We start from the raw sequence: 19988 nt of genomic DNA on the forward strand, positions 1-19988 counted from the left end.
AATTTGAAATAGTTATGTATAAGTGCGTATATGCGCTATTTTATGTAATTGTATATTGTTGGAAAATATGAAAGATCCTCGGCATTCTCAAATAAAAGACCTATAACATTACTGTATTGGTGCTTTTATGATTTTTGTCAAAGCTGATCTCAAAGCATTTAGATATAATTTCTACATTAATTATTATAATTATACGCCTTGACACGATATCATGCCATGGTGTATAATTTTCGTGTATTATATAATTGATGTAATGAACAAGGAGGATATATGAAAAATTATCTCAATGAAAGCCTTTCAGCTCAGGAAAGAGCTGAAGCACTTGTAAATGAAATGACCGTAGAGGAGGCGGCTTCACAGCTTAGATATGACGCTCCTGCTGTTGAGCGGCTCGGCATTCCTGCCTATAACTGGTGGAATGAGGGTATCCATGGGCTTGCACGAAGCGGTGTTGCCACCATGTTTCCACAGGCAATAGGTCTTGCGGCTATGTTTGACACCGACCTTGTGTTCAAAGTGGCAGATATAACCTCCACAGAAGCTCGTGCCAAGTATAATGAGTATTCAAAGCGTGATGACAGGGATATATACAAAGGTCTTACCCTTTGGGCACCTAATATAAATATTTTCAGAGATCCACGCTGGGGCAGAGGTCATGAGACTTACGGTGAAGACCCTTATCTTACCGCAGAGTGCGGTAAGGCATATGTAAAAGGCTTGCAGGGCAGTGGCAAGGTACTGAAAACTGCCGCTTGTGCAAAGCATTTTGCAGTACATAGCGGACCTGAGGCTGTTCGCCATGAATTTAATGCAGAGGTTAGTTGGAAAGACCTTGAAGAGACCTATCTTTATGCCTTTGAGGAGCTTGTGAAAAAAGCAAAGGTCGAGGGTGTAATGGGTGCGTATAATCGTGTTAATGGCGAGCCGTCATGTGCTAGTGAGTTTCTAATGGGCAAGCTCGACAAATGGGGTTTTGATGGCTATTTTGTTTCTGATTGCTGGGCAATAAGGGATTTCCACGAACACCATATGGTGACGTCTTCTCCTGTAGAGTCGGCCGCAATGGCACTTAAAGCAGGCTGTAATGTGAACTGCGGTTGTACGTATGTACACCTGCTTTCTGCTCTTGACAAGGGGCTTGTGACAGAAGATGAAATCCGGGCTTCCTGTGTTGCTCTTATGAGAACTCGCATAAGACTTGGCATGTTTGACAAGTCAACGGAATATGACAACATACCATACAGCGTTGTTTCTTGCCCTGAGCATAAAGCTGTATCCTACCAGAGTGCAGTGAAGTCCATGGTGTTGCTCAAGAACAAGGGTATTCTTCCGCTTGACAAAAAATCAATATCAACTATCGCTGTAATAGGTCCAAATGCGGACAGCAGAGCGGCTTTAGAGGGCAATTATAACGGCACAGCCGACAGGTATGTTACTTTCCTTGAGGGTATCGAGGACGCATTTGATGGCAGGGTGCTTTATGCTGAAGGCTGTCACTTGTATAAGGACAGAGTATCGGGTCTTGCACAGGCAGGGGATAGATACGCCGAAGCTGAGGCGGCAGCGGCAAATTCTGATGTTGTGATACTTTGCGTTGGTCTTGACGCCACTATTGAGGGCGAGGAGGGCGACACGGGTAATGAGTTTTCATCAGGTGACAAGAACGATCTAAGACTTCCTGAAAGTCAGCGTGAGCTATAAAGCGTGTCGCAAAGATCGGCAAGCCTATGATAGTGGTATGTGCGGCAGGAAGCTCAATAAATATCGAGCATGATTGTGACGCTCTTATTCACGCATGGTATCCAGGTTCAGAGGGCGGCAAGGCTATTGCGGATATTATTTTTGGTAAAGTGTCGCCATCAGGAAAACTGCCTGTTACATTCTATAATAGTGCCGACAAGCTACCTTGCTTTACTGATTATGCTATGTCTGATAGAACATATAGGTACACGAGAGATAACATTCTTTATCCATTCGGCTATGGTCTTACTTATGGAGATGTTGTTGTTACATCGCTTAGTTATGACGATGGCAAAGTCAATGTAGAGGTAGAAAATAACGGTGCCGATACTTGTGATGTTATCGAACTTTACATTAAATCACATTGTGATAATGCTCCGGCTTATCCTGTGCTGTGCGGCTTCAAGAGGATTTTTGTCAAAAAAGGTGAAAAGCTTGATGTTGAAATCGAAGTACCTGACAAAGCTTTCACAACAGTGTCAGATATCGGCGAGAGAAAACAGTTTGCAAAGGAATTCACCCTCTATGTTGGTACGCATCAGCCTGATGAACTTAGTTGTCAGCTTAGTGGTACAAACTGTATGAGTATCGAGATAGAACGATAGTTAAAAGAGATCTTACAAACGGCAGTATCATAAGCTTGCTTCTTGCTTTTTCAAGCCCGATGATACTGTGAAATCTGCTCCAGCAGGTGTATAACATTGCCGACACATTTATTGTTGGCAGATTTCTTGGCAAAAACGCCCTTGCGGCTGTGTGCGGCACATACACCCTCAAGACTTTTCTTTATTCGATCATAATAGGTCTGTGCATGGGCTGTGGCTCGCTTGTTTCTTATTGTTTAGGTGAAGTAAATGAATGCCGCCTGAAAGGCTGTCTGAACATATCATTTCTGATGATAGGCTCTGTTACTTTGGTGACAGAGCCTATCACATTGTGCTTTTCCAATGAGATTTTGAAACTTTTGCATACTCCAATGAAAATAACGTTGTTGACATCTGATTATGTTAGAATTATCCTGTCATGAATTTCGGTATACTTATGATACAAGGACTGGTAAATAGTTTTGGAACGACTGTAATGGCGGCTTTTACAGTAGCCGTTCATAATTGTTAAATTAAGCTGTCAGCTTATATGATTTTCCGACAAATACTTGGCTGATTTTGTTTATCTTATTGTATGTTATAACAAAAAACCATTTTTTTGTTGAAATACAAAAAAACGTATCGTTTAAAGTTGACTTTTTTAATAGAATGTGATAAAATTATTATTGTACGGTTTATTTTTTTGGAAAATAACGAAAATATCAACAACAGGGTGAATTATTCAAATGAAAAAAAATTACACTATCAAGGATCTTCTGGTACTTCTTCTCGGAAAGGTTTGGTATATCGTTGCCGCTTCAATAGTGTGTGCGATACTGGCCCTTTTCGTATCAAAATTTGTTATGAGTAAGCAGTATCAGTCACACGTTTCAATGTATGTTAAAAGTGCTGATAATCAGTCAACGGGTCAGGATAAGACTAATGTTGACTTACAGGATATTAACGCTTCAAAGTCATTGGTACAGACCTACATTGTTATACTTACTGATGACCCGGTAATGAACGAGGTAAGCGATAAGCTTCTTGAGATGTATACTCCTGAACAGCTTGCTCCTTATTTTACTGTAACAAGCGGCAGGGTTTCAAATGACGGCCTGAGAAATGCTTATAGCATGACCGCTGTAAATCAGACAGAGGTACTTCAGATAACTGCCACAACAACCAATGCAAAGCTTTCTTCTGACCTTTGTAACATCATGGCTGACGTCGCTCCAAGCTTTCTTATAAGAGTTATCGGTGCAGGCTCAGTTGAAAAGATAGGCGACGCTGAAGTTTACAATACACCTGTTTCTCCTAACACCACTAAAAATGTTGCCCTTGGCTTTGTTGGTGGCTTGATGGTGGCTGTTCTAGTGATACTTGTTATCGACTTCTTCGACAACACTGTAAAGAATTCTGATGAGCTTGGCGACATTTATCAGAAGCCTATCGTTGGTGAGATAATGAATATTGGCGGAAAGACTTCTAAAAAGGATGAAGGTTCTTCTGCTGACAGAAAAAAACAGCTTCTGTTCAATAATAAGGATATACCATTTAATATTGTAGAGAACTACAAAACAATGCGTACAAACCTTATGTTTACACTTTCTACAACACGAAATAAGATAGTTGTCGTTTCTAGTCCTAATCCAAGTGAGGGTAAGTCTGTAACAGTTGCTAACCTTGCAGCTTCAATGGCTGAAACAGAAAATAAGGTACTTCTTATTGACGCTGATATGAGAAGACCTGTTCAGCACAGAAACTTCAAGTTAAAAAACAATGTTGGACTTTCAACAATACTGAGTGGTGAAAGCACATTTGATAAGTGTGTGCATGAAACCAAGAATGGCAATTTTGCTGTTCTTACATCAGGCGTTTTGCCTCCAAACCCGTCAGAGCTTCTTGCTTCTGAGAAAATGCGTGAATTGCTTGAATATGTTCAGCATAAGTATGATTATGTTATTGTCGACGGAACCCCGCTGCTTCCTGTAACTGACGTAATGAGCCTTGCAGACGAGGTCGCAGGCGTTCTTCTTGTGGCGAGATATGGAAGAACTACATATCAGGAGATAGAGGAGTCTATGAAGAAGCTTGAGATAGGCGATTGCAATCTGCTTGGTTTCGTTCTTAATGATATTTCCGCAAAGAACGGTTCTCATTACGGATACAAGTATAGCTACAAGTATAAATATGACTACAGCTATAAATACGGTGGGAAGGATGCTTCTGCCGAAAGTTAAATGACATGGAGATGTTAGATTGACTACCGATTATCACAGCCACATACTGCCCAATATTGATGACGGCTCTGACAGCATCAAAACATCACTTAAAATGATAAAAATGATGAAACAGCAGGGCATAGGTATAATTGTTGCAACACCACATTTTTATATGCACAGGGAAGCTTCTTTAGACAGTTATCTTGTCAAACGGCAAAATGCTTATGAGAAGCTCATGGCGGCTGACCCAGCCGTGAAGGATATACATATTGGTGCTGAGGTGGCTATAGAAAAGGGCATCAGCGTATTAGGAGAACTTGAAAAGCTGTGTATCAGCGGAACAAGACTTATTCTTCTTGAACCACCCTTCACTCAGTATAACAGTTGGATCGTCGAGGAGATAGACGAGATAGCAAATTCTCGAAGGCTTATTCCGATAATCGCCCATGTACATAGATATATGGGCGTTTATTCAAAGTCAGATCTGAAAAGTCTGATGTCTGTGGATGCAGTTTTTCAGATAAATGCAGAAGCTTTTGAGCATTTTTCCACAAGACGTTTTGTTAATAAGCTTATTTCAAGTGGCAGAGATTTTGTCTTTGGAAGCGATGCTCATAATCTTGATGATAGAAAACCTAATTTTGATCTTATAGCTAAAAGATCTGGAAGTGAAAATATAAGACGTTCTGATAAAGTACTCATGTCTGCTATGGCTGACGAAGAAAGAATGTTTGCTTTTTAAGTATAGAAAAAATATTGATGATATTATAAATAGCCTGCACTGTGCCATTGAGGGGTGGCCATGGTGTGATCTTATTCATTGCTTTAATTGAGCGGAGGTATGTTTTATTTATGGAGAAAACAAGTGAAAACACAGTTCAGGTGTGGAAAAACAAAAAGATAAAACATTGGATGCTTATTGCATTCTTTCTGTGTTTCTATGATATTGTTGCCGTAAATCTATCCTACATTTTCGGACTTTTCATCAGATTTGACCTTACTTTTTCTACAATACCAAAGGAGTATATGCTTGCCTATGTAAAGTTTGCTCCAATATATACAGCTTTCTGTGTTGTGGTGTTTTTTGTGTTCAAGCTTTATAATAGTTTGTGGAGATTTGCCAGCATTGGTGAACTTTCAAGGATATTTTTGGCCACGATAGTCACTACCATATTCCAATCTGTGGGTATAACATTGCTCTTTATGAGAATGCCTTTGGCTTACTACATAGTAGGTGCGGGAACTCAGTTCGTGCTTATAACAGCAGTGCGTTTTGCCTATAGGTATATCACCCTTTTAAGAGCAAAACAGGTAACAAATCAGGTGGCAGTGCATAATGCAATGGTCATTGGTGCAGGTGCTTCGGGTCAGATGATCCTTAAAGAGCTTACGATGTCAGAACGTACAAATGCAAGACCACTCTGCATAATCGATGATAACCCAAATAAGTGGGGAAGAAATATCGGAGGAGTTCCTATCGTCGGTGGCCGTGATTGCATTATGGAAAGCGTCAAAAAGTATAATATTGATCAGATCCTTTTTGCAATTCCAACTGCATCACCTGAGAACAAAAGGGATATCCTTAATATTTGTAAGGAAACAGGCTGTGAGATGAAACAGCTTCCGGGCGTTTATCAGATAACAAATGGTGAGGTGCTTCTCAGCAAGATGAAGCCTGTTGCAGTCGAGGATCTGCTTGGAAGAGAGCCTATCAGAGTAAACATGGACGAGATATTCCAGCACCTTAAGGGTAAGACCATTTTGGTAACAGGTGGCGGTGGCTCTATCGGAAGCGAGCTTTGCCGACAGATAGCAGGTCATGAGCCTAAACAGCTTATCATATTTGACATTTATGAAAACAATGCTTATGAAATAGAGCAGGAGCTTAAACGTAAATATGGCAGTAAACTCAATCTTGTGACGCTTATCGGCTCTGTTCGTGACAGCAGACGTATCAATGACGTTTTTGAAAAATACAAGCCTGATATCGTTTATCACGCTGCAGCACATAAGCACGTTCCGCTTATGGAAACAAGCCCTAATGAGGCTATCAAAAACAATGTTGTTGGTACATACAAGACAGCCTATGCCGCTTTGAAGCATGGCACAAAGAGGTTTGTGCTTATAAGCACCGATAAGGCTGTAAACCCTACTAATATTATGGGTGCAAGTAAAAGACTCTGCGAAATGGTCATCCAGAGCATGGACGCTATCAGCAAGGCAGGCAGAACAGATCTTCTGCCTATGCTCCATGCACACGTTGATGAAATGACAGACGGTATGCTTGAGAACGATCCGATAGACGAGATAGCTGTTGATAATATAGAGAGCAGTGAAGCGGTTAAGATCGAAAGCGTTGGCAATAAGGACAGAAATGGCACACAGTTTGTTGCAGTTCGTTTTGGAAACGTTCTTGGAAGCAACGGCTCTGTAATCCCACTGTTCAAAAAGCAGATAGAAGCAGGCGGTCCTGTTACTGTTACTCACCCTGATATCATAAGATATTTCATGACTATACCTGAGGCTGTGAGCCTTGTTCTTCAGGCAGGTACATACGCATGGGGCGGCGAGATATTTGTCCTTGATATGGGTGCGCCTGTGAAGATAGACACTCTTGCGAGAAATCTTATCAGACTTTCAGGATATAAGCCTGATGTAGATATTAAAATAGTTTACTCAGGTCTGCGTCCTGGCGAAAAGCTTTTTGAGGAGAAGCTTATGGCAGAGGAGGGCATGATGAAAACGGACAATGAGCTTATCCATATTGGAAAGCCTATACCGTTTGACACAGAAACGTTCCTTGGTCAGCTTGGAGAGCTTGCTCGTGCAAGCTATAACAATGACGAAAATATCGTTGAAATGGTCGAAAAGATCGTTCCAACATTCAGTCCTGTAGGTGATAAGCCAACAGGTAATGAAAAATATGGCAGAAACGCTGTTGCAGTTTCTGCGGTAAAATAATAAAAGATCCATATTTCAGCACTGCGGGGATTTCTGCGGTGCTGTTTTTATGCCTAAAATTTCACACTTTTTCTTGATGCTACTTGAAAAAAGGCTGTTTATGTGGTATAATGAATAATGAATGTAAATTTGCGTAAAGGACTATTTCTATATGAAAAAATGGAGAATAAACAGACCTGACCCTGTGAAAACTGCAGAGTTTATGAACAAGTGTGACTTGAAAAGCCTTACCCTAGACGTCATGACTTCAAGGGGGTTCACTGACTTTGACAGCCTTGCTGATTTTTTTAAAGGCGAAGAACTTAGTGATCCTTTTCTTATAAAGGATATGGCTATAGCCGCCGAGGTGATAAACAAGGCGGTTGATCAGTATGACCTTATTTGTATTTACGGTGACTATGACTGCGATGGAGTTACGTCCACCACTATACTTTACAACTATCTTGAAAGCATTGGCGCAAACATTATGTACTATATTCCTGAGCGTGAGGCTGGATATGGCATGAACATGGAAGCTATTGAAATGCTTGCAGAAAAGGGTGTTAAGCTTATCGTCACTGTGGATAACGGCATTTCCGCGGTTGAGGAAGCTGAGCGTATTGCTGAGCTTGATATGGAACTTGTTATCACAGATCACCACCAGCCGCCTGAGAAGCTCCCGAGGGCAAGGGCTATCGTTAATCCGCATCGTGCAGATTGTCCCTCGTCATACAAAGACCTTGCAGGCGTTGGTGTAGCTTTCAAGCTTTGTGCTGCACTTGACGGCGGCAGTTACGACACTGTTATGGAACAGTATGCCGACATTTGTGCTATCGGTACAGTTGCGGACGTTGTGCCACTCACAGGGGAAAACAGAACTATTGTTAAGCGTGGTCTTGAATATCTTGCAAACACCGAAATATTGGGACTAAACTATCTTATAGATAAAGCAAAGCTTGATAGAAATGCTCTTGACTCAACAGGCATTGCTTTTAGGATTGCCCCTGTTATAAACGCTTCGGGCAGATTTGGCTCACCACTTACAGCGGTAAAAACACTTCTCAGCGAAGACCCGGAGGACGCTGAAAATTATGTTGACACTCTTTTAAATCTTAACGCCCAGCGCAAGCAGACGGAAACAGAGATAATGACAGAAATAGTAAACCATATAAACGCTCACCCTGAAACTCTTGACCATAGAGTGCTTGTGCTTTCAGGCAAGGGCTGGCACCACGGAGTTATTGGCATTGTTTCTTCACGCATTTTGGAATTTTACGGAAAGCCGAATGTTATAATCTCCATTGATGATGATGGAAACGCACGAGGCTCTGCGAGAAGCGTAAAGGGCTTCAATATATTCAAGTGTTTTCAGCATTGCGGAGAGCTGCTTGATAAATTTGGTGGACATGAGTGTGCAGGAGGTCTGTCGCTGAAGGCTGAGAACATTGAAAAATTCACTCAAATGGTGTATGAATACAGCGATCCTATGGAGAAATTCCCTAGCGTTGAGCTTATAGCGGATAAGCTTCTTATGCCGCAGGATATCAACCTTGATAATGTAAAGGGTCTTGCCGCAATGGAGCCTTTTGGTGCAGAGAACCCTGCTCCCGTTTTTGCAATGCTTGGAGTAAGAGTAGATAAGATAATACCGCTGTCACAGGGCAAGCATACAAAGATCGAGTTTTCATACGGAAGCTATAGAGGACAGGCTCTTATTTTCTCCCTTGCACCTGAAAAAGCTTGTTTCGCAGTTGGCGATAAGCTTGATATGCTCGTGGAGCTTGGGATAAATGTGTTCAATAACCGTGAGTCCATATCCATAAGAGTTATCGACCATAGATTGAGTGGAGTAAAGCAGGAAAGATATTTTGCGGCAAAGGATTGTTATGAAAAGCTCATGCGCGGGGAACAGCTTCCTGCAAGTTTTATAAGAAAAATAATCCCGACAAGGCAGGAGCTTATCGGCGTATATAAATACATAAGTGCAGTTAAGAATATTACGTTGGATAATCTTTTCATGAAAATATCAGGCGACAGCATGAATTATTGCAAACTGCATATTTGCGTTGATATTTTCCGTGATAAGGGTCTTATCGAGTTCAGACCCGCAACTATGAAAATAAGCTACGTTGTGCCGAAACAAAAGGTAAATCTTGAGGACTCTGAAACTCTTGTTAAGCTGAATGAAATGCTTGGAAAGGCAGGTAACTAAAATGTCAGATAAAGAGAATATTTTGCTTGATCCTGCTGAAATGTATAAGATAGAAAATATGCCTGAGATAAAAACTGTCAGTAAAGAAGATCTCCCTGCCGAATCCGAGGTTAAAGAGCAGTTTGAAGAAAAGCCTGCTCCTACGGCTTCTCCTGACTATACCGACGCTGTGCCTGAAGCTTCAAAGCCTGAGCATATAGGTGAGAGGTCGGTGTGTTCCATTGATGCACTTATTCAGAAAATACTTGATGGCGAGAGGCAGTACGATCTGTCAAAAATCGTTTCCGCCTATGAACTTGCTGAAAAGTATCATCACAATCAGAAAAGAGAGTCTGGCGAGCCGTATATAACCCACCCGCTGTCTGTTGCATATATTCTTTTGGAGCTTGGCATGGATACTGATACTATTTGTGCAGCACTTCTTCATGACGTTGTGGAGGACACTCCATGCACTCTTGAAGAATTACAGAAGAATTTTGGCTCAGATGTTGCAATGCTTGTAAATGGCGTTACAAAGCTGAAAAAGGTGGAAACTTTCACCAAAGACGAGCAGAAAGCTGAGAATATCAGAAAAATACTCCTTGCAATGAGCGAGGATATTCGTGTTATTATCATAAAACTTGCAGATAGACTTCACAATATGCGTACTCTTAATTATTGCAAAGATTCAAAACGCAGAACTATCGCCCATGAAACAATGAACATCTATGCACCGATAGCTCACCGCCTTGGAATACGCTCAATTAAAGATGAGTTTGAAGATCTTGCTTTTTATTATCTTGATCCATATGCTTATGCTGAGATAGACGAGCAAATGCAGCTCAGAAAGGGCAGCCGTGAACAGCTTGTTGAAAACATCAAGCACAAGATACATGACAGGCTTGAAAAGGACTTTGACCCTGTTCCCCTTATCGAGGGTCGAGTTAAAAGCAATTATGGTATTTATAAAAAGGTATATCGTGACGGCAAGGAGATAGACCAGATATATGATCGCTATGCCGTAAGAATTATCGTCAATACAGTTACAGAGTGCTATAACGTACTTGGCATAATTCACGATATGTTCAGACCTATCCCAAATAGATTTAAGGATTATATTTCCACGCCTAAGGCTAATATGTATCAATCTCTTCACACAACTGTTATCGGCAGAGAGGGAATACCTTTCGAGGTTCAGATAAGAACATGGGAAATGCACAGAACGGCTGAATATGGTATCGCCGCTCACTGGAAATATAAAGAGGGCGTAAGGGGTAGTTCAAAGGACGATCAGCGCCTTGCATGGATAAGACAGATAATCGAATCACAGCAGGAGTCAAACGACGTTGAGGAAATAGTAAGGGCTATAAAAAATGACCTTGCCCCTGAGGACGTCTTTGCTTTCACTCCAAAGGGAGATATGATAACACTGCCTGTCGGATCAACTGTTATCGACTTTGCTTACGCTATCCACACACAGGTGGGTCATAAGATGTGCGGCGCAAAGGTAGACAAGAAAATGGTGTCTTATGATTATCAGATAAAAACAGGCGAGATAATCGAGATACTTACTACAAACGTTGAAGGTCATGGTCCAAGCCGTTCATGGCTTAATATCTGCAAGACCAATGAAGCCAAATCCAAGATACGTTCATGGTTCAAAAAGGAAAGACGAGAGGAAAATATCTTTGAGGGCAGAAATGCTCTTGAAAGAGAGTTCCGCAGAAATAATATAAGAGTGCCTGAGGAAGAGCTTGAGGACTTTCTCAAAATGGATATGCACAGACACAGTTGTGATACTCTTGATGATTTCTTTGCAGCCATAGGTTACGGTGGTGTTCAGCTTTCAAAGGTGATGCAAAGGCTGAAATCTGAGTATAATAAGAAATATGGTGAAAAGGCTCAGCCTGATACTTCTGACCTTGAAAATAAGATAAAGACTTCCAAAAATTCCACTGGTGTTATCGTTGACGGCATCGACAACTGCGCTATCAAGTTTGCACAGTGCTGTAATCCGCTTCCAGGTGACGAAATAGTCGGCTTTATCACGAGAGGTCACGGCATATCCGTGCATAAAAAGGATTGCGTGAACTATCTTTCGCAGAAAGATGATCCTGAAAATGCCGCACGTTGGATAAATGTTAAGTGGGAAAGTTCTGAAAAGCATACTGGCTATTTCAAGTGTACTTTGGATATTGTAGCAGTTGACAGAATAGGTCTGCTGGCAGACGTTTCGTCAGCGCTTGCAATGATCAATATTTTTATCTATGAGTCAACCTCAAGGGAACTGAAAAACGGCAATGCAATGCTTTCCGTAACTGTCAGCATTGCAGGAATGGAACAGCTCAACAATGTTATAAACAAGCTTCAGAAAATAAAGAACGTTATTTCTGTTGAAAGAAGCGGTAAATAAGAAAGGACAGATAATGAAAATATATAGGCTCAAACCATTGAGCGTTTGTGAAACGAACAGTTATATTGTTGCAAGCGAAGAAAATAACTGCGTTCTTATCGATGCACCTGCCGACCCTGATTATATTCTCGGTGAGATAGAGAGTCACGGCCTTACGCTTAAAAAGATCTTTCTTACCCACGGTCATTTTGACCATATCGGTGCTGTGGCTGACCTTGTAGACAGGACAGGCTGTGAGGTGTATATCCACATTATGGATAAGCCTAAGCTTACAGATGACGCAGGAATGCTTGCTAATCTTTTCAGAATAAGAGGACACAGAAATTACACAGGCAAGGTCAATGTGTTTACAGAGGACGATATACTAAAGCTTGACGAGCTTGAATTTGACGTGTTGGAAACGCCGGGACATACAAGCGGTTCTGTTTGTTTCATATGCGGTATGAATATGTTTTCGGGAGATACCCTATTTTCAAGAAGTGTTGGCAGAACTGATATGCCTGATGGAAGCAGCACAGCCCTCATGAAGTCGCTTATGAAAATAGCTGACCTTGGTGGAAATCTCACTGTTTACCCTGGTCACATGAATGTCACGACACTTGACGCTGAGAGAAAGTATAACCCATATCTCAGGCAGGCTGCGGAGGCTTTGAAATGACTCTGATATTCAGCGGCAACGATTATAAATATGAGCTTGAGGGAGTAATGAAGCTTTTTATCCCTGCAACGCTCTTTACCCACGTTTTTTCTGACAGCATAGATACAGAGGACGATTATGTGTTCGCTCAGAAAAAGGATAACGCTGACAATGTTTGTTTGAGCGTTAAGGTGAGATATGACGGCAAGACTTGCGAAAAAGAGGAGTTCGTGCCTTTTGAAAGCGATATGGAACTTTCACTGTCAAGACTTCTTTTTAAGGCAATGAGCGAGATAACAGGCATTGTGCCGAAATGGGGCGTTATAACGGGAATAAGACCTGTGAAGCGTGTGAATGATATGCTCAGTGAGGGCATGAACAAGGCGGAGATATTTAAAGCCATGGAGAGCAGGTATCTTTGCAGCGAAGAAAAGTGCGATATTGCATACAAAACTGCTATAACCCAGAAGCCTGTCCTCGATGAGCTTGAAAAGGACAGCTTTAGTCTTTATGTGTCAGTGCCGTTTTGTCCCACAAGATGCTCCTACTGTTCTTTCGTTTCACAATCTATCGAGGGCTGTATGAAGCTTATCCCTGAGTATGTGAACAAGCTGTGTGAAGAGATAGTTTACACTGCGAAGATAACGAAAAAGCTTGGTTTAAAGCTTGATACCGTATATTTTGGCGGCGGCACTCCTACCACGCTCACTGCTGCTCAGCTTGACAGAGTTATGAAAGTCATTGCAAACAGCTTTGATATGTCAACTGTCCGTGAATACACTGTTGAAGCGGGAAGACCTGACACCATAACTGAAGAAAAGCTGAAGGTGCTTAAAGCAAACGGCTGTGGCAGAGTATCTATAAATCCACAGACTTTGAATGACAGCGTTCTTGAGGCTATTGGCAGAAAGCACACAACTGCTCAGTTTTTTGACAGCTTTGACCTTGCAAGAAAAGTTGGTTTTGACTCTATAAATACCGATATAATCGCAGGTCTGCCAACAGACACAGTGGAGAGCTTTGAGAATACCATTGATAAGCTTATCGAGCTTGCTCCTGAGAATATCACTGTACACACACTTTCCATAAAGCGTGCGGCTAGGCTAAATCACAGTGGTGACAGGGAAGTGCTGAAAAATCCAGCCGATAAAATGGTAGAGTATGCCACAAAAAGACTTCTTGAAAGCGGCTATCTGCCTTATTATCTCTACAGACAGAAGAATATGCTTGAAAATCTTGAAAATATAGGCTGGACAAAGCATGGTCACGAGGGTTTGTATAATATCTATATAATGGAAGAAGTTCAGACCATACTTGCAATGGGTGCAGGTGGCTCGACAAAGCTTGTTGACAAAGAGGGCGGACGTTTGGAGCGTGTGTTCAATTACAAATTTCCGCTGGAATACAATAAGCATTTTGAGCTTATGCTTAAGCGAAAAAATGAGATAGAGGAATTTTATGCTAAAGAAAAATGAGATTATCAGGCTTGAAATAAGCGGTATGACAAATGAGGGCAACGGAGTAGGAAAGCACGAGGGCATTGCTGTTTTCGTGCCTTTTACTGTTATTGGCGACGTTATCGAATGCAGGATAGTCAAGGTCTGCAAAACGTATTGCTATGGCATTATCGAAAATATTGTAAGTGGTTCGGTTGAAAGAGCGAAGAACGATTGCCCTGTTTATTCAAGGTGTGGTGGTTGTTGTTTTCGTCACATGAGCTATGAGGAAGAATGCCGTGTAAAAGAGCAGTTCATAAAGGATTCATTTGAGCGTATTGGTAAGCTTTATCCTGAATATGACAGCTTTGAGGGTTGTAAACAGCTTGTTGGCTATCGCAACAAGGCGCAGTACCCTGTAGCAGAGCAGGACGGCAGGGCAGTTTGCGGATTCTATTCAAGGCGTTCTCATCATGTATGCGATCACACTGATTGTGCATTACAGCCTGCTGTATTCAAGGCAATAGCCGATGAAATAATGGCTTATGTGAACAAGCGTGAGATAAAGGCATACAACGAGGAAACGGGAAGCGGTCTGCTCAGGCATATTTATCTCAGGCGTGGCGAACACTCAGGCGAGATAATGGTTTGTCTTGTTATAACTGACCTTAAAAAGCGTGGCGTATTTGATGCGCTTGTGGGTGAGCTTTGCAAAAAATATACTGATATAAAGAGTATAGTTTTCAACGAGAATAGCCGAAAGACCAACTGTATACTCGGACAGAAGCTTGTTACTGCGTATGGAAGCGACACGATACACGATACCATGTGTGGAAATGATATAGAGATATCACCGCTGTCATTTTATCAGGTAAATACAATTCAGGCGGAGCGGCTTTATGAAATTGCCGCAGATTATGCTCAGCTGACAGGAAAGGAAACTCTTCTTGATCTTTACTGCGGTGCAGGAACGATTGGTTTGTCAATGAGCAAAAAGGTGAAAAAGCTCATAGGTGTTGAGATAATAGAGTCTGCAATAGACAATGCAAAACGAAATGCCGCAGCAAACAATGTTACAAATGCGGAATTTATATGTGGTGACGCAGGAAAGATAGCAGAGATACTTTACAGCCGTGGCGAACGACCAGATGTGATAATAGCTGACCCTGCAAGAAAGGGCTGCACTAGGGACGCACTGGAGTACATGGCAAAAATGTCCCCTGACAGGATAGTTATGATATCTTGCAATCACGCTACTGCTGCTAGGGACTGTGCTGTGCTGGAAGAGTTGGGGTATAAGACGGTCAAGGTCAAGGGCGTGGATCTGTTTGGGAGGACGGGGCACGTTGAAACGGTTTGTTTGCTGTCAAGAAAAGATAAATAAAGGCTAAAAAGTGGCGTATTTCCGGCTTTTCGGTAGTTAGGAGGTAATGCCTGACTTCTGAAAAAGCTCGGTTTTCTTATATGGAAACATATCCACTGTAAAATATGTGTCAGCTTGTAACCTCGGATTAGATGTCACAATTTGAGACAGTGGATTAGATTTCAGGCATTTTGGGATGTTTTTGGGAAAATGAAAAAGGGTGACAACCAATCCTGCAGGACTGACTCCTATTGAAATCGCTCAGGGAGTGACCTATAAAGAGGCAAAATTAACATTTCTTTGCCAAAAATTGTATCATCATCAATTTTCCAAAGAGGATATTACAACTGAAGTTCAGGAGTATTATGCTTCCATGCCAAAAGTATATCCCGATTTCAATGGAGGTTGGCAACCACATATTGTTTTTGTAGGTGAAATTATAGAGGTTAGGGATGAGCGATAAATTGGGATTTAGAGGATGTGAATGAGCAGCATGAAGAAAATAAAAGAAGGAATTAATTTGAAAAAACTCCTTAGGCTGAAGAATACAGGCAGTATCTTTGTGATTGCGGGGCTTTTGACGATTTTTGTAATAGTGTTGTACACATTTATTCTGCAAAGTTCTTACACTAAGACCGCCCTTGAAACAGAAATCACACGTGACACAGCAAGTGCAGATGCAGTACACAAACTAGTGGATGGAAGAATCGGCAAAGAAGATTTTGATCAAATCAAAGATCAATCTGATGAAAAGAAGCAATTATATAAGGATATTTCTTCATATTTCAATGAAATCAGAACACTGAATTCTACTCGATATATTTACACCGCTACAAAAAATGAAGAAGGAAAACTCGTTTATGTGGTAGACGGTTTGGATTCGGATGCGGATGATGTAAGACACCCTGGAGATTATATTGAGGAAGAAATGGTTCCGTATATTGATAGGGCTATTTCTGGGGAGAATGTGTACTCTCAGGATATCATTGATACAACATGGGGTCCGATTTTTACGGCTTGCTATCCTGTAAGAGCAAATCATGATGGGACTGGAGAAATCATTGGCGCATTTTGCATTGAAATGGATATGCAATCAGCTTATGGAATGGTTGAAGAGACGAATCATATTTCCATCATCTGTGGTTTAGTCGCAGGAGCTGTATTGCTTTTGATTTGTCTATATACCTATTATGTTTACCAGAAAAGCAAGGCAGAAGAGCAAAAACAAAAACAATTATTAATGACCGCCGCTGAGGAAGCAGATGCTGCCAACAAAGCAAAATCTGCGTTTTTGCTTAGTATTAGCCATGACATCAGAACGCCGATGAATGCCATTATTGGATTTACAAACATTGCGCTTCACCAGAACACGGTTTCAGATATTCATGATAGCTTGGAGAAAGTTCAAAAAAGTTCGAATCATCTTCTCTCTTTGTTGAATGACGTTCTGGATTTTACTCGCATTGAAAGTGGAAAAGTTACTATTTCGCCCGAGCCAGTGGACATTACTCAATTGACAGATAATGTTCAGGCGATTATGAATGGACTTCTTTATAATCGAGATCTTAAGTTTGAAGTACATCGAGAAATTCCAAGGAACCCATATGTCCTTGCGGATGTTGCGCGTATCCGAGAAGTTTTGGTGAATCTTCTTGGCAATGCTGTGAAATTCACAAAGGACGGCGGAAAGATTACTTTGGATATCAGCAGTTACCCAGGAGCGGATGAGAAACATATCATAACTCGTTATGTTGTTCGAGATAACGGTATTGGCATGAGCGAAGAGTTCCAGAAAAAATTATTCGATCCGTTTTCACAAGAAGATGATGCTAATGCCAGAACTCAATATAAGGGAACCGGTCTTGGTATGGCCATCACAAAAAAATATGTGGATATGATGGGCGGTTCGATTGCTGTTGAGAGCAAAAAAGGTGTAGGTTCTACATTCACAGTGGAGATCCCACTGGAGTTGTCAGAACAGGTTATTCAATCAGAACAAAAACAACATCTACATAGAGATTTGACGGGTATTCATGTTCTTATGGCTGAGGATAATGATCTAAATGCTGAACTTGCTACGATGATACTGGAAGATGCTGGTACGACCGTAACACGCGCATCAGACGGAAAAGAAGTTGTGGATTTGTTTAAAAATCATCCACGAGGCACATACGATCTTATTTTGATGGATATTATGATGCCAAACATGGATGGACACCAAGCAGCAAAAGCCATTCGAGCCTTGGGTATAGAGCGGTCCGATGCAGTTACGATTCCAATTATAGCTTTGTCTGCAAATGCTTTTATAGATGATATTCAGGAATCCCTGGATTCAGGCATGAATGACCATATTTCCAAGCCGATTAACATGGAGGAATTAATCGATACTATCACTAAATACATTAAACACTATTAGGAAAACAAAGAAGTTAATTCTGATTTTCCTGTACCTTTCAAAATCTTCTCTGCTGATTATGGAAGATCTGGAACAAAATGCGTGCTACTGATTCTGAATAAGCACTTGCTATGAAAAATGCCGACACGGCTAAGGTTTGGCAGTTTGAAAATCTCTTCGAGCTGCAGGCTGAGGAGATTGCAATTCAGACGTGTTTGGTAATGTAGCCATTCCTTATTTCTTATCAAAAATCAACAAAACTCGTTTGGTTTAGTCTTAGCCAAACGAGTTTTGTTTTTTACTCCCTGAGATTTTCTTTGAGTTTTACTTTTCGATATTCTTTTGGTGACATACCAATGTATTTATGAAACAGTCTGCTGAAATAAAGCGAATTGGTGTATCCAACCATATTTGCAATTTCAGTAATGGTATAGTCCGTATTTTCTAACAAATTTTGTGCGTTGGAGATTCGCAGCTTTAAGATATATTGCAGCGGACTGGAACCTGTGATTTCTTTAAAGCACTGAATAAACCAACAGTTGCTAAGCCCTCTGGATTCGGAGTACTCCTCAATGCTGATTTCTGTGTTGTAATTCTTACGAAAATAGTGCATCGCAAAAGCAACTTCTTTTTCACTGGTGCTGCTGAATTTCTTTGCACTCATGATTGCACGGCTTATCAAAACAAAAATATTTCGCAGCTGCAAAGAAATCAATTCATCATACCGTGGTCTGCAAAGCTGCAATTCCTGAATCATCTGACCAAATAACCACTGATAATCGGGAGATGTTCCAATATAGAGAATATTATTTTTCAGGTTGATATTGTAATACTTTAAAATTTCTTCTACTTCATTTTCGGTAAAATGCACCCAATAAACATCGGTTTGATCTGCACGATAATAAACATATTCCTGTGGTTGATCCGGCAAATATATAATAATATTTCCTGCTGAAACCGTTTTTTCTTCTCTGTGAATGAAAAAATGTCCTTTTCCGGAGGCAATATATAAAAGCTGATAATCTTTTCTTCCCTTCGGACGATGTGTTACTACTTCAGAACGATTTTTCACACGATAATTTCCACAGCTTGTTACAATCAAAGGTTTCGTATTATCCACTACAGTAGATGTAGAGTTGTTTAAATAGGCAACTCTGACCGCTCTTGTTACAAAGAACAGCAAGGAAAGAGTTCAGATGGGTTCTTATCGTTTTATCTTCGCATTTGGAACAAGCCTACTGATTCAGGCTGTTACATTCCAATTTGTTGAAGCAATTGGCGGTGGTGCAAATGGCTGGAGAACAGTCGCAATTTTTTATGCGGTTATCGGTCTTATTGTAAATACAATTTCCGCTCTTTCTGTAAAGGAACTTTCTGATGAGGAACTTGCAGACAGTGAAACAAAAACAGAAGAAACCAAATACAGCTTTGGAGAAGCATTCAAAATGCTCGTACACAACAAATATTATGTGATGATCACAGTAACCTATATTTTGCAGCAGTTCTATGGTGCGATGATCGGTGTTGGAACATACTATGCAAAATATGTTCTCGCAAATGAGAATATGTTCAGCACGTTTGCGTGGTTTATCAATATTCCTTTGATTATCGCCTTGATCTTCACTCCTACCATCGTACAAAAATGGAACGGAATGTATAAGCTGAACAAATACAGCTACATGGTAGCAACAGTTGGCAGACTTCTGATAGCAGTTGCCGGATACATGGGAAACATTCCGCTGATGCTTGCATTTACAGCACTTGCAGCACTCGGTCAAGGTCCATGGCAAGGTGATATGAATGCAGTCATCGCATCATGCTCTGAATATAGCTGGCTTACCAAACACAAGCACGTTGATGGAATCATGTACTCCTGCACATCACTTGGTAATCCTGTATAATAAAACTTGACACATAAAAAACAATCAAAGTATAATAAAAACAAAGGAGTGTGTCATCAATGGGAACAGGAAAACAATATGATGAAGAGTTTAAAAAGCAGGCAATAAAGCTCGCAAAGGAGATTGGCACCAAGGCAGCAGCAGATGAGCTGTGCATCCCCAAAGG

The 19988-nt window shown here is 41.0% G+C and carries 12 protein-coding genes and 2 pseudogenes; 13 read left to right on the forward strand and 1 reads right to left on the reverse strand.

Annotation, left to right across the window (positions count from 1 at the left end; translation table 11 throughout):
- Nucleotides 1-270 precede the first annotated feature (270 nt).
- From DW793_RS11040 to DW793_RS11095, 12 genes and pseudogenes are all read left to right on the forward strand, one after another.
- Nucleotides 271-2345: pseudogene (locus DW793_RS11040) on the forward strand (glycoside hydrolase family 3 C-terminal domain-containing protein).
- 74 nt (nucleotides 2346-2419) lie between these two features.
- On the forward strand, nucleotides 2420-2767 hold the full coding sequence (locus DW793_RS11045; protein ID WP_118158148.1) for an MATE family efflux transporter: 348 nt from the start codon (nucleotides 2420-2422) through the stop codon (nucleotides 2765-2767).
- A gap of 303 nt (nucleotides 2768-3070) precedes the next feature.
- Nucleotides 3071-4564, forward strand: a complete 1494-nt coding sequence (locus DW793_RS11050) for a polysaccharide biosynthesis tyrosine autokinase (RefSeq protein ID WP_118125259.1) — start codon at nucleotides 3071-3073, stop codon at nucleotides 4562-4564.
- A 19-nt stretch (nucleotides 4565-4583) separates the two neighbouring features.
- Nucleotides 4584-5288 carry a CpsB/CapC family capsule biosynthesis tyrosine phosphatase gene (locus DW793_RS11055; RefSeq protein ID WP_117857358.1) on the forward strand — a complete coding sequence of 235 codons (705 nt, stop codon included), beginning with the start codon at nucleotides 4584-4586 and terminating at the stop codon, nucleotides 5286-5288.
- 110 nt (nucleotides 5289-5398) lie between these two features.
- Nucleotides 5399-7507 carry a polysaccharide biosynthesis protein gene (locus DW793_RS11060; protein ID WP_252969854.1) on the forward strand — a complete coding sequence of 703 codons (2109 nt, stop codon included), beginning with the start codon at nucleotides 5399-5401 and terminating at the stop codon, nucleotides 7505-7507.
- A 151-nt stretch (nucleotides 7508-7658) separates the two neighbouring features.
- Nucleotides 7659-9698, forward strand: coding sequence for a single-stranded-DNA-specific exonuclease RecJ (recJ, locus tag DW793_RS11065; protein ID WP_118158149.1), 2040 nt, complete (start codon nucleotides 7659-7661; stop codon nucleotides 9696-9698).
- Nucleotide 9699: 1 nt separating this feature from the next.
- Complete coding sequence (locus DW793_RS11070; protein WP_252969855.1) at nucleotides 9700-12090, forward strand: RelA/SpoT family protein; 2391 nt, start codon at nucleotides 9700-9702, stop codon at nucleotides 12088-12090.
- 13 nt (nucleotides 12091-12103) lie between these two features.
- A complete protein-coding gene (locus DW793_RS11075; RefSeq protein ID WP_038673231.1) occupies nucleotides 12104-12748 on the forward strand; it encodes an MBL fold metallo-hydrolase in 645 nt (214 codons plus the stop codon).
- Nucleotides 12745-14202, forward strand: coding sequence for a coproporphyrinogen dehydrogenase HemZ (gene hemZ / locus DW793_RS11080; protein ID WP_118158150.1), 1458 nt, complete (start codon nucleotides 12745-12747; stop codon nucleotides 14200-14202). The genes DW793_RS11075 and hemZ overlap by 4 nt, the downstream gene beginning before the upstream one ends.
- A complete protein-coding gene (gene rlmD, locus DW793_RS11085; protein WP_118158151.1) occupies nucleotides 14186-15547 on the forward strand; it encodes a 23S rRNA (uracil(1939)-C(5))-methyltransferase RlmD in 1362 nt (453 codons plus the stop codon). The genes hemZ and rlmD overlap by 17 nt, the downstream gene beginning before the upstream one ends.
- Nucleotides 15548-15746: 199 nt before the next feature.
- Complete coding sequence (locus DW793_RS11090) at nucleotides 15747-15989, forward strand: hypothetical protein (RefSeq protein WP_181983855.1); 243 nt, start codon at nucleotides 15747-15749, stop codon at nucleotides 15987-15989.
- Nucleotides 15990-16010: 21 nt separating this feature from the next.
- Nucleotides 16011-17942: an ATP-binding protein gene (locus DW793_RS11095; RefSeq protein ID WP_242998180.1), complete on the forward strand. Its 1932-nt coding sequence runs from the start codon at nucleotides 16011-16013 to the stop codon at nucleotides 17940-17942.
- A gap of 277 nt (nucleotides 17943-18219) precedes the next feature.
- Here the strand turns inward: DW793_RS11095 and DW793_RS11100 are convergent, their stop codons facing one another.
- A complete protein-coding gene (locus tag DW793_RS11100; RefSeq protein WP_252969856.1) occupies nucleotides 18220-18993 on the reverse strand; it encodes an AraC family transcriptional regulator in 774 nt (257 codons plus the stop codon).
- A 76-nt stretch (nucleotides 18994-19069) separates the two neighbouring features.
- Here DW793_RS11100 and DW793_RS11105 point away from each other — a divergent pair.
- Nucleotides 19070-19810: pseudogene (locus tag DW793_RS11105) on the forward strand (MFS transporter); the annotation flags it as partial.
- Nucleotides 19811-19988: the final 178 nt, after the last annotated feature.

This window comes from Ruminococcus sp. AM31-15AC (assembly GCF_003462045.1).
Classification (GTDB): domain Bacteria; phylum Bacillota; class Clostridia; order Oscillospirales; family Ruminococcaceae; genus Hominimerdicola; species Hominimerdicola aceti.